We start from the raw sequence: 11912 nt of genomic DNA, 5'->3' as shown, positions 1-11912 counted from the left end.
CTCAGTATGCCCGATTTTTCGGCATTGACCAGCCGGCCGCCTAGAGGCGCAGCAGGTATCGGGCGAATCCGGCCGCGCCGATCCCGTCAGGGGCGAGTCCCAGCGCCGCCGCCCGGTCGCCATGGGCCAGCGCGCCGGGGCCGGTCTCGTAGACCACGGCGGTGCCGCCGAGGGGCGTGAAGGACCAGCTGGGCCGCGGCCGGGGCGCCAGCGGGCCGGGCCGGGCGGCGACATGGGCCACCAGCAGGTCGCGCACCGGGTCGGGCAGGGTGCAGACCGGCGCGCAGGCCGCGGCGACGGGGAAATGCCCGCCGCCGGCGGCGCGGTAGGTGTTGGTGACGACCAGGAACTCGGCCTCGTCCCGGACGGGGCCGCCGCCGTCGAGCCGCAGGTTGCGGATGCGGCCGGGGCCATCGCGGACCTCGTCGCCCTCGGCGTTGGTGCGGGCCGGGCGGGACAGGTCGATCTCGTAGGTGAGCCCGTCGAAGATGTCGAAGTTGTAGCTGGCAAAGCCGTGGTCGAGCATCGGCTGCGGCTGCCCCGAACCGTCGCCACCCGGCACGACCTGCAGGAAGGCCGAGGCGCTGCGCTCCAGCCACTCGCGGAGCTGCGCGCCGGTGGCCCGCACCAGCGCGAGCCCGTTGGCGTAGGGGTAGAGATCGGCGGCGTGCCGCAGCCGCAGCGGCCCGGCGGGAATGTCGGTGTAGGCGTCCGGGCCGCCGCGCCCGCCGGCCTTGAACGGCGTGGTGCAGGACAGGAGCGGCAGGGCCGCGAGGTCGTCGCGCCCGGCCAGCAGCGGCGCCACGGCGACACGCTGGGCCTCGGCGATCAGCTGCGTCGCAGCGCAGGGGGCCAGCAGGCTGAAGTAGGTCTCCAGCGGCACCGCCGTCGCGCCGATGGGGCGGGCGGAAAAGCTGCGGGTCAAGCGGTGGCCGCGGGCCATCTGGGCGCGGAAATCGGGCAGGCGGCGCAGGCGGCGGCGGAGCGCGCGCCGGTCCTCGACTCCGGCCTCGTCGCCTGTGCGCAGGCGGGCGTCGGCCCGGCGCACCACCCAGCCCTGCGCGCCGGCGCGCAGCTCCAGGTCGATCTGGCCCAGATGCGAGCCGAAGAAGCCGGGCTGAACCAGCGGCCGCCCCGCCACCAGCCCCTCGCCCCCGCCCGGAAAGGCGCGGTGGGTGTGCCCCGCGATCACCGCGTCGACGCCCGGCAGCGCGGCAAGGCACCGGCCCACGTTCTCGTCGCCCGGCGCCGCGGTGTCGGTGCCCAGCCCGGTGTGGGCCAGCACCACCACCACGTCGGCGCCCGCCGCGCGCAGGAGCGCCACCTCGCGTGCGACGGCGGGCAGGATCGGGTCGACCTCCAGCCGGCCGGCCAGCCGGGTCCGGCCCCACTGCATCACCTGCGGCGGCGTCGCCCCGGTGACGCCGATGCGCAGCCGGTGCACGGCGCCGTCGGCGCCGATCACGGCCCGGTCGAGGATCACGTGGGGCGCGACCAGCGGCCCGCCATCCCCGGCGCGCCTGACATTGGCCAGCACCACCGGGTAGCGCGCCCCGGCCAGCGCGGCCTCCAGCGCCTCCAGCCCGTAGTCGAAATCATGGTTGCCGAGGCTGGCGGCGTCGTAGCCCAGCCCGTTCATCGCCGCGATCATCGGGTGCGGCGCCCCGGACGGCATCAGGTCGGACAGGGCCGCATCGCCGAGCGGCGCGCCCTGCAGCGTGTCGCCGTTGTCGAACAGGAGCGTGTTGGGGCACTCGGCCCGGGCCTGTTCGACCAGCGCGGCAAGGCCGGCAAGCCCGACGCCGTCGTCCCGCCGGTCGGCATAGTAGTTGTAGGGCAACAGATGGGCGTGCAGGTCCGACGTCGCCAGCAGGCGCAGGTGAATCCCCGCCTCCGCCCCGGGAATCCCCCCGGGGACCTGCGTCACGGTCCCGGTCACGGTCATGTCGTCGTCCCAGCTATCCGGGCGGAAATATGCGGTGGCGGGGCGCGGGCGAAAACTCTGCACCTGCAAGCAATTTTCCTTTCGGGGATGCATTGCGGAGGATGTGGCGAAGGGGCCATACCCTTGGCGAGGGAATGCACGGGAAGGCGGCAACATGCGACGCGCGGAGCAGGTGACCTTCGGTGGATCGGACCTGGACCGGTCGGCGGCGGAGCGGCGGGATTCGGACGGGCTGGCCGCCGCGCTGGCCGGCGGCGCGGGCGTGATCGCGCTGTGGCAGGGCAAGCCGCTGGTGGCGGGCGACCCGGCCGAGGGGCCGTGCCGGCTGGTCCGGCTGCCGGCGGGCCACCCGGTGCTGTCGGCCGCGACCGAGGCGCCGATCTTCCTCGGCCGGATCGAGGGTGCGGCGGTCTTTGCGCAGGACATCTCGGGCTGGGTGCCGCCCGAGCCGGTGGACGAGGCGCAGATCGCGGCCTTTCTCGACCCCACCGTCCAGCGCCACCCCGCCGCGCCGGACGGCAGCGCCTTTCGCGAGCTGCGCGGGATCATGACCCGGCTGGATGCCCGCGACGCCGAGCTGGCCGCGACAGCCCGGGCGCTGTGGAACTGGCACCGCAGCCACGGCTACTGCGCCAAGTGCGGCGCGCCCTCCGAGGTGGCCGAGGCGGGTTGGCAACGGCTCTGCCCCGCCTGCGGCGCGCATCACTTCCCGCGCACCGACCCGGTGGTGATCATGCTGGTCACGCGCGGCGACCGCGTTCTGCTCGGCCGCTCGCCGGGCTGGCCCGATGGGATGTTCTCGCTGCTGGCGGGCTTCGTGGAGCCGGGCGAGACCATCGAGGCCGCCGTGCGCCGCGAGGTGTTCGAGGAAACCGCCGTCCGCGTCGGCCAGGTCGACTACCTCGCCGGGCAGCCCTGGCCCTTCCCCGCCTCGCTGATGATCGGCTGCCATGGCGCGGCGCTGAGCGACGAGATCACCGTCGACCCCAACGAGCTGGAGGCCGCCCGCTGGGTCACGCGCGCCGAGCTCCTGACCGTCTTTGCCGGCAAGCACCCCGAGATCCGCCCCGCCCGGCGCGGGGCGATCGCCCATTTCCTGCTCGAACACTGGCTCGCCGACCGGCTCGACTAGAGTCCGCAAGGCCACAGGGTCGCCGCCGGCGCGCCTCGGCTGTTGTCGCAGCGGGGCGGCTTCTGCTACGCTTGTGTCAAAACAAGAAAAAACGGTTCGAGCAGAGGTCAGGCGATGCCCTACATCATGCCCGCGCAGCGGATTGCATTCTTTTTCTCGCCCAAGGCCGGGGGGACCTCCCTGCGCGCCTTCCTGTTCCACGTCGAGAACGGGTTCGCCTTCCGCGAGCACGTCGTGCAGGGCAAGCGCCTCGACGCAAACAAGCTGGCGCAGAATTTCCGCTTCAACCGGGTCGACCACGAGGCCATCGCCGGCTACCGCCGCTTCGCGCTGCTGCGCGACCCGGTCCGGCGGTTCCTGTCGGGCTATTCCAACCGGGTGGTGCACTACCGCGAATTGAGCATCGAGGCGGCGGGCCAGCAGCTTTTGCGCGAGGGGCTCCCGCCAGATCCCGACCTCTGGACCTTCCTCGACAACTACGTGGGCTACCTGCGCTGCTCCAAGTCGCTGGCCCGGCATTTCCTGAAGCAGCAGAAGTACATCGGCGACAAGCCCGACTACTACGAGCGCATCTTCCGGCTGGAAACCAACGAGGACATGGTGGCGTTCCTGAACGCCGAGTGCCGCACCAGCGCAAGGATGCCCTGGCTGCAGAGCGGCGGCCCGAACTACGACTTCTTCGCGCTGGACGAGGACATGCAGATCCGCATCGTCGACATCTGCCGCCACGACATCGCCTTCCGCATCTTCCCGGAATACTGGGAGCCCTACGCCCACCTCGCCGAGGCCGAGGCGATGCCCGAACCACTGGTCAAGACCGGGACCGCGGACTAAACCTTTGGATGGTGGCGGCGCAGGTCTAGGATGGTGAGATGAAGTTCAAGGTTTCCGAGGATGTCGATGCGCCGCAGTCCATGGTCTGGGCGCGTTTCACCGATTTCAGCGGCTTCGAGGAAGACGCCCGCGGGCGCGGCGCGACGATCACCCGGGTCGGCAACTGGAGCACAACCGCCGAGGGCGTCGAGTGGCGCGGCGAGGTCACGATCCGCGGCATGAACCGGGCGGTCGCCGCCAAGGTCAGCCGGCTGGTCCCCCAGGACCTGTGCCTGATCGAAAGCCGCATCGGCGGGATGGACTGCGCCTACGAGATGGCCTTCGTGCCCCTGTCGGCCGATGTCACCCGGGTGACCCTGACGCTGGACCTGTCGGCCGAGACCATGACCGCGCGGCTCCTGCTGCAGACGCTCAAGCTGGCGCGCGGCCGGGTGCTGCAGCGGCTGCAGGGCATGATCGCGCGGCAGGGCAACGCGGCCGAGGCGGCCTACCGGCGTCAGGCCCGCGCCTGATCACTGGCCCTGGGTCGGCCCGGCCTTGCGCTGGCGCGCCCGCTCGAGGCCGAGCTGGCGTTCGCGCAGGATGATCAGGATGCCCGCGATCACGATCATCGCGCCGCCCGCCAGCGTGGCCGCCCCCGGCACCTCGCCGAAGATCGTGTAGCCGACTAGGATCGACAGCAGCATCGAGGCGTATTCGAAGGGCGCGATCAGCGAGGCATCGGCATGGCGGTAGCTGGTCGTCAGCAGGATCTGCCCGACCCCGCCCAGAAGGCCCGCGCAGACCAGCATCGCCAGCACCTGCGGCGAGGGCACCGCCCAGCCCCAGGGCAGGGTCAGGAGGGCGAGCACCGTGGCGGTGACCGAGAAGTAGAACACGATGGCCGAGGTCGTCTCGGTGTGCACCAGCTTGCGCACGAAGACCTGCGCCAGTGCCGCGAACACCGCCGACAGCAGCACCACCACCGCGCCCAGAGTCTCGCGCGTGCTGACGGTGGCGGGGTCGACCTGCAGGCGGGGGCTCAGCACCACAAGCACCCCGGCCAGCCCCAGCGCGACCATCGACAGGCGGAACAGCCGCACCTCCTCGCCCAGGAACATGGCGGCGAAGATCACCACGAGGATCGGCGCGGCATAGCCGATCGCCGTCACCTCGGGCAGCGGCAGCAGGCCCAGACCCGCAAAGCCCAGCCCCATCGACGTGGTGCCGACCAGCCCGCGCCAGACATGGCCCATCGGGTTCCGCGTGCGCAGCCCGGTGTGCAGCTCCCCGCGCAGCGCCAGCCAGACCCCGATCACCGGGATCGCGAACAGCGACCGGAAGAACACCGCCTGCCCCGGCGGCACGGTGTCGGAGCTGGCCTTGATCAGGGCCGACATCGCCACGAAGACGCAGACCGACAGGAGCTTGAGCGTGATGCCGCGAAGCGGGGACATGGGGCAACCCGGGCTGGGATACCCCCGTCCTACGCCCGTCCGCGGCGGGGTTCAATCCGCGTCGGCAGGCGCGGCAAGCCCCTGAAGGATCGGGCAATCCGGCCGGTGGTCGCCGGCGCAGGCATGGATCAGCTCGGCCAGCACGCGGCGCATCTCGGCCAGCTCCGCCATCTTGGCGTCGATCTCGGCCAGGTGCGTCTCGGCCACCGCCTTGACGTCGGCGCTGGCCCGGCCGCGGTCCTCGTAGAGCGCCAGCAGCGTCCGGCACTGCTCGATCGAGAACCCAAGGCCGCGGGCCCGGGCGATGAAGGCGAGCTTGTGCAGGTGCGTCTCCGTGAAGCGGCGATAGCCGTTCGCGTCGCGCAGGGGCGTGATGAGGCCGATGTCCTCGTAGTAGCGGATGGTCTTGGCGGGCAGGCCCGAGGCCGTGGCGACGTCTCCGATGTTCATGCGGCCACCATCCGCCGCAGGCGCAGCGCGTTCAGGACGACGAGGACGGAACTGGCCGCCATCGCGCCCGCCGCCAGCATCGGGTTCAGCAACGGGCCGCCCGCCAGCGCCAGCAGGCCGGCCGCGACCGGGATCAGCGCAACGTTGTAGCCGAAGGCCCAGACGAGGTTCTGCGCGATGTTGCGCAGCGTGCGGCGGCTGACCTCCATCGCGGTGACGACGCCGGTGGGGGCGCCCGACACCAGCACCACGTCGCCCGCCTCGATCGCCACGTCGGTGCCTGTGCCGAGCGCGATGCCCACATCGGCCTCGGCCAGCACCGCGGCGTCGTTCAGCCCGTCGCCCACGAAGGCCACGCGCAGCCCCTCGGCCCGCCAGGCGGCGACCTGCGCGCGCTTGTCGGCGGGCGACAGGCGGGCGTGGGCCTCAGCGATGCCAAGCGTCGCCGCCGCGGCCTGCACCGGCCCCTCGGCGTCGCCCGACATCATCGCCACCCGCAGCCCGCGCGCCTTGAGCGCGGCGACGGCGCGGGCCGCCTCGGGCTTGAGCGGGTCCGATAGCGACAGGTGGCCAAGGTAGAGCGCGCCGCGGGCGACATGCACCTCGGTCGCCTCGGAGGGGTCGGCGGGCGGCACCGCGACGCCTTCGGACGACAGGAAGGCACGGCTGCCGACGCGGAGCGTCTCGCCGGCGACCTGCGCCCGGACGCCGCCGCCGGTCACGGCCTCGAAGCCATGGACGGCGGCGGGGGCAAGGCCCCGAGCCCCGGCCTCGGCCAGGATCGCGCGGGCCAGCGGATGCTCCGATGCCGCCTCGGCCCCGGCGGCCAGCGCCAGCAGCGTGGCGTCATCGGCATGGGCAGAGGGGGTGACAGCGGTGACCACCGGCCGCCCCTCGGTCAGCGTCCCGGTCTTGTCGAAGGCGACGAGGTTGACGCGGGACAGCTCCTGCAGCGCGTCGCCCTTGCGGAACAGCACGCCCAGTTCAGCCGCCCTGCCCGTCCCGGCCAGGATCGACACCGGCGTCGCCAGCCCCATGGCGCAGGGGCAGGCGATGATCAGGACCGAGACGCCGATCACCAGCGCCTTGGCCGGGTCGCCGCCCCAGATCAGCCAGGCGCCCGCCGCGACAATGGCGATGGCCAGTACCACGGGCACGAAGATCGCCGTAACCTTGTTGATCAGCGACTGCACCGGCAGGCGCGTCGCCTGCGCGTCCTCGACCATGGCGACGATGCGCGCCAGCACCGTGTCGGCGCCCACCGCGGTGGCGCGGTAGACCAGCGTGCCGGTGCCGTTCACCGTGCCCGCGGTCACGCTGTCACCGGCGCGCTTGGCGACCGGCAGCGGCTCGCCCGTCAGCATCGCCTCGTCGACGTAGCTGTCGCCCTCGACCACGGTGCCGTCCACGGCCACCCGGCCGCCGGGCTTCAGCCGGATCAGGTCGCCCCGGCGCAGATCGGCCAGCGGCACCTCGCGCTCGGACCCGCCCGCGACGCGGATCGCGGTGTCGGGGCGCAGCGCCATCAGGCTGCGGATCGCCGCGCCGGCCCGTCCGCGGGCGCGCGCCTCGAGCCAGCGGCCGAGCAGGATCAGCGTCACGATCACCGCCGCGGCCTCGAAATAGACGAAGCGCCCGGTCTCGGGCACCAGCCCCGGCGCGAAGGTGACGACGGTCGACCAGGCCCAGGCGGCGCTGGTGCCCAGCACCACCAGGCTGTTCATCTCGGGCGCGCGTTTGAGGAGCGCGGGCACGCCGAGGCGGAAGAACACGCGCCCTGGCCCCGCAAGGACGGCGGTGGTCAGCAGGAACTGCACGAGATGCGGCAGGAAGGCCCCGAAGGTCGCCATCTGCCAGTGGTGGAAGGCGGGGAAGATGTGGCCGCCCATCTCCAGCACGACGACCGGCAGCGACAGGGCGGCCGCGATCAGGAAGGCCCGGCGCATCGGCGCGGCCTCGTCCTCGGGTTCATGTTCGGGCGCGGACGCCGGGGCGGCCCCGGCGGGCGGGTCGAGCGGCGTCACCGGGTAGCCCGCCGTTTCCATGGCCGCCTCGACGCGCGCCCAGTCGGCGCCGGGGGCGAGCCTCAGGTCGGCCCGCTTGAGGGCGAGGTTCACCTGCGCCTCCAGCACCTCGGGCAGGGCGTTCAGCGCGGTCTCGGCCCGCGAGGCACAGCCGCCGCAATTCAGGTTGCCGACCGACACCCGCAGCGGCGGCGCGTCGAGCGGACGCACCGGGTAGCCGGCGGCCACCATCGCCTGATCGAGCGCCGCCGGGTCGAAGCCCGCGCCGGTCTCCAGCGTGGCGCGCCGGGTCGCAAGGTTCACCTCGGCCGTGCGCACGCCGGGCACGGCGGCCAGCGCCGTCTCGGCCCGGGCCACGCAGCTGCCGCAGCTGAGGTTGTCCACCGCATAGCGGCGTGTCGTGGTGTCGGAGGTATCTCTGGGCATCGGTCGTCCCTTTCGATGCCAGAGATAGGCCTTCCTGTAACTGGAAGGTCAAGGGGCCTTGCCCGGCACGCGGCGAGGACCGCCCTCAGCCGGCGGCGCGTCGCTGCAGATCGGCCTCGATGTCGTAGCCGAAGCCCGCGGCCAGGGCCGCGCACCGGTTCCGCACCACGCGGAGCTGCCGCTCGTCCAGCGCCTCAAGCCAGAGTTCCCGTTCCGGATGCGCGTCACCCCTGGAAAACAGGCCTGCCGGCGCCGCGACGTCGGCATGGGCGAGGATCCGGGCCATGGTGTCCGGCACATCCGCAACCAGGTCCTCGTAGCGGACGGTCAGGATCCGGTCGGGACAGGCGGCCCCCATGGTCGCCATGATCTTCACCGCCTCGATCCAGTAGTTGCAGGCGCCGTGGATGTCGGGAACCTTGACCTGCCGTCCCAGAACGAGGCTTGCCACCACGTTCAGCGGGTTGCGCACGAGATGCAGGAACCGCGCGCGGGGCATGTCCTGCGCGATCAGGGCGGCGGCGTAGACGTTCTGCGGCGTCTTGTCGAACCAGCGGTAGGGCCCGGTCACGCCCTTGGCACGGGCGAACTCGGTGATGTAGCCGCGCTGCAGCTCCGACTTGCTGCGGCTTCGGTCCACCAGCCTCTGGAACGCCTCTTCGGACACGCCGTCGATCTCGCGGTGTTTCCGCAACAGGCCGTTCTTGCGGTAGGGGTGCATGCTCAGCGGCGTGCGGAAGGGTTCGGCCCAGCGGAAGAAATGCGTCTCTTCCGGGCAGATGAAGCCCGGCACCCGCCGCAGCAGGTCGCGCGTGAGCGTCGTGCCCGACCGCACGCAGCCCAGGATGAACAGCGGGCGGTCGTCGGCTTGAAAGACGTCGTCTGTGGTGCCGCTTGCCGTCATTCGGCGGCTTGTCCTGTCATCCGGGCGGGCGCTGCCACGAGGCTATCGCGCGTTCTGCCGATGGCCGCAAGGATGGTCGCGGCATGGTCGGCGTCGGGATCGAAGGGGATCGCGATGCCGTTCGGGGCCCGGCGCAGGGCCTCGCCCTGGGCGCCGATGTCGAAGCCGTAGACCGGCAGGCCGGTCGCCAGCATCTCGTGGGTCACGAAGGAAAAGGTCTCGGGCCAGATCGAGGGCACCAGCCAGGCGGTCACGCCGTAGCGTTCGGCGAGGTGGGCGATGTCGGTCTGGTCGTAGCTGCCGTGCAGGCGCAGGGACGGCGGACGGGAAAACGCCGTGTCCATGTTCCCGATCAGCACGAGGCGCGGCCCCTCGCCACGCCGGGCAATCGCCTCGGCCAGCTGGCACAGCACCCCCGCGCCCTTCTGGCGGTTCAGGTTGCCCAGCACCGCCAGCGTGGGCGTGCCGTGGCTGGGCGGGGCGACGCGGCCGATCCGGGCGATGGCCCCGTGGGGGCGATAGACGATCCGGCCCGTGATGGCCGGGTAGGACGCGCTCATGTGGTGGCGGCTGGATTCCGAGAACACGGTGATCTCGTCGCATTCCACCAGGAACTGCGCCCAGGCCTGCTGCCACTCGGCCAGCGAGGCGAGCGCGCCGCTCGGCCGGCGGATGACATGGGCCGGGTCGCGGTTGTCGCGGCGCACCGGGCCGCGGTAGGTGCCGTCGGCGTTCAGCAGGCAGTAGGAGGGGCTGACCGGGAAATAGTCGTGCACCCGGGCCTCGAGCCGGTCGGGGCGCCCGACCCGCCGCAGGGACAGCATCGCCCCCGGCAGCGTCACCGGGTCGGGGTCGCCCACGCCGCAGGAATAGACGATGCGCAGCGCCGGCACCGGCGCCAGCAGGCGCTGCACATGGGCGAGGTCCGACAGCCCGCCCGCAAGCATCCCGCCCGGGCCGTGCAGTTCCAGCTGCCAGCGGAGCGGCCCGCCCACGCGGAGGACAAGCGCGTACTGGCCTTGCGCCGTCCGCCCCTCGATCTCGGCGGCCAGCGCATGTTCGGCGCCGCCGCCCATGGAATGCGCGACGAAAAGCGGCAACGGATCGAGGGACAGGGACCCCGCGATCGCAACCGCCAGCGCCAGCCGCGGGGTGCGCAGCGGGTCGCGGCCGATGAAGGCCTGCACCTCCAGGTCATAGGCCGGGTAGCGCCGCGCGATGGTGGCGTTGGCCCGCAGCACCAGCGCCTCCTTCGCGTCGCGGCCGAAGCTCTGGCCGCCGCGGTGCTCGACGAAGAGCGACGGCAGGCAGACATGCCGCGCGCCGGCCTTGCGCAGCTTCTGGCACCAGTCGACCTCCTCGCCGTAGCCGCGGCCGAAGGCGGTGTCGAAGCGCGGCTCGCGCCCGAACCAGCGCGCGCTCAGCGCCATGCAGAACCCGACGCCGGTGGGCGCCGACGGCAGGCGCTCGGGCACCGACAGGGTCTGGGCCACGGCGTCGATCCGGTCGACCAGCCCCTCGGGCAGCGGGACGGGCTGGCAGATGATCGGCGCCGTGAAGATCTCGGCGTCGTTCGACATCGGCGTCACCGAGGCGATGGTGGGGTCCTTGTCGAAGGGCGCGATCAGGCGCGAGGCCCAGCCCTCGGGCACCATCGCGTCGGAGTTGAGCAGGACAACATGGCCGGCGTGGTGCTCGGCCTCCTCGAAGCCGCGGTTCACCGCGCCGACGAAGCCGAGGTTGCGGTCGAGCTCGATCAGCGTGACCCGCCCCCGGTGGTCGTCGACCCAGGTCCGCAGGAAGGGCCGGACGCGCGGGTCGGTCGAGGCGTCGTCGATCAGGACCAGGTGCCAGGGCACGTCGGTATGGACCTGGACGCGCTGAAGGCACTCCGCCAGCAGGTCGAAGGCATTGTGGACCGGCAGGATGATGGTGACCGCCCGCTGCGACCGCGGCGGCACGCCGCCCGCGAAATAGCGCGGGTCGATCGGCATCGCCTCGCTCACCGCCTCGAGGCCCATGATGTGCTTGACCCGCGTGCGCGCCGCCGGATCGCCGGTCAGCTTCCAGCGCAGGATCGCCGGGCAGGCGCGGGCCAGGTCGACCACGAAGGCCCGCCACAAGCGCCGCCGCGCGGCCGGGGTCGGCGGGTCCGAGGGGTGCGGCACCGGCAGGGTGATGGTGTCGCCGCCCTCGAGCGTCGCGGTGAGGGTCAGCGGCCGCACGCCCTCGGGCGCCTCGATCTCGAACCCGGTCTCGAGCCGGCAGCCCAGGCGCCGCGCCACGTCCGACCGCTGCAGCGAGGGCACCGTTTCGGACTTGCCGCCCGGCCAGTCGAGACGGATGCGCGTGGCCGTGCTCCACCCGACGACCCGGGTCATGCCGCTGGCGCGCCGGATCTCCTCCACATGGCCCAGCTTGTGCCCCTGCCGGCGTGGCAGCGAGAACCCGCCGAGGCGGTCCGCATGCCGGGCGGCGTAGCGCAGGTAGAGGGCGTGGAGGCGGAAGATCACTATGTAAGACGTCCTTGAAAAAATATTGGGTGCCGAAAATCCCGGCCGGAGCGAGTCTACAACAGGGATTTAAGGTAGCGGCCGTAGTCGTTCTTTCCAAACATGCGGGCGCGTTTCGCGAGGTGGTCGGCGGAAATCCACCCCTGGGCGTAGGCGATCTCGTCGGGCGAGCCGGTCTGCATGCCCTGGCGCTGTTCCAGCGTGCGCACGAAGTTGCCGGCGTCGAGCAGGCTTGCGTGGGTGCCGGT

9 protein-coding genes and 1 pseudogene are annotated in these 11912 nt (G+C 72.3%); 3 read left to right on the top strand and 7 right to left on the bottom strand.

Annotated features, from left to right (window positions below; genetic code table 11):
* Positions 1–40: 40 nt before the first annotated feature.
* Positions 41–1945, bottom strand: a complete 1905-nt coding sequence (locus tag HCU73_RS00050) for a bifunctional 2',3'-cyclic-nucleotide 2'-phosphodiesterase/3'-nucleotidase (RefSeq protein ID WP_168621372.1) — start codon at positions 1943–1945, stop codon at positions 41–43.
* A gap of 154 nt (positions 1946–2099) precedes the next feature.
* On the opposite strand from HCU73_RS00050, the gene nudC reads away from it, so the two are divergent.
* The 3 genes from nudC (at position 2100) to HCU73_RS00035 (ending at position 4423) form a co-directional block, all read left to right on the top strand.
* Entirely contained in the window at positions 2100–3077 is a 978-nt protein-coding gene (nudC, locus tag HCU73_RS00045; protein ID WP_168621371.1) for an NAD(+) diphosphatase, read from the top strand.
* Positions 3078–3191: 114 nt separating this feature from the next.
* Positions 3192–3911, top strand: coding sequence for a sulfotransferase family 2 domain-containing protein (locus HCU73_RS00040; protein WP_168621370.1), 720 nt, complete (start codon positions 3192–3194; stop codon positions 3909–3911).
* A 38-nt stretch (positions 3912–3949) separates the two neighbouring features.
* On the top strand, positions 3950–4423 hold the full coding sequence (locus HCU73_RS00035; protein WP_168621369.1) for an SRPBCC family protein: 474 nt from the start codon (positions 3950–3952) through the stop codon (positions 4421–4423).
* Here HCU73_RS00035 and HCU73_RS00030 read toward each other — a convergent pair whose 3' ends face one another.
* The 6 genes and pseudogenes from HCU73_RS00030 to HCU73_RS00005 all read right to left on the bottom strand — a co-directional run.
* On the bottom strand, positions 4424–5347 hold the full coding sequence (locus tag HCU73_RS00030) for a DMT family transporter (RefSeq protein ID WP_168621368.1): 924 nt from the start codon (positions 5345–5347) through the stop codon (positions 4424–4426).
* 51 nt (positions 5348–5398) lie between these two features.
* Complete coding sequence (cueR, locus tag HCU73_RS00025) at positions 5399–5797, bottom strand: Cu(I)-responsive transcriptional regulator (RefSeq protein ID WP_168621367.1); 399 nt, start codon at positions 5795–5797, stop codon at positions 5399–5401.
* The gene (locus HCU73_RS00020; RefSeq protein ID WP_168621366.1) at positions 5794–8247 is read right to left on the bottom strand and encodes a heavy metal translocating P-type ATPase; all 2454 of its coding nucleotides are present in this window, start codon (positions 8245–8247) and stop codon (positions 5794–5796) included. The genes cueR and HCU73_RS00020 overlap by 4 nt, the downstream gene beginning before the upstream one ends.
* Positions 8248–8332: 85 nt before the next feature.
* A complete protein-coding gene (locus HCU73_RS00015) occupies positions 8333–9151 on the bottom strand; it encodes a sulfotransferase family protein (protein WP_168621365.1) in 819 nt (272 codons plus the stop codon).
* Positions 9148–11664: a glycosyltransferase gene (locus HCU73_RS00010; protein ID WP_168621364.1), complete on the bottom strand. Its 2517-nt coding sequence runs from the start codon at positions 11662–11664 to the stop codon at positions 9148–9150. Before HCU73_RS00010 ends, HCU73_RS00015 begins: the two co-directional genes overlap by 4 nt.
* A gap of 56 nt (positions 11665–11720) precedes the next feature.
* Positions 11721–11912: pseudogene (locus HCU73_RS00005) on the bottom strand (glucose-1-phosphate thymidylyltransferase); the annotation flags it as partial.

The organism is Roseicyclus persicicus (assembly GCF_012395815.1).
GTDB lineage: Bacteria > Pseudomonadota > Alphaproteobacteria > Rhodobacterales > Rhodobacteraceae > Roseicyclus > Roseicyclus persicicus.
The sequence above is the reverse complement of the archived record's forward strand: the minus strand, read 5'-3'. Positions and strand labels throughout refer to the sequence as shown.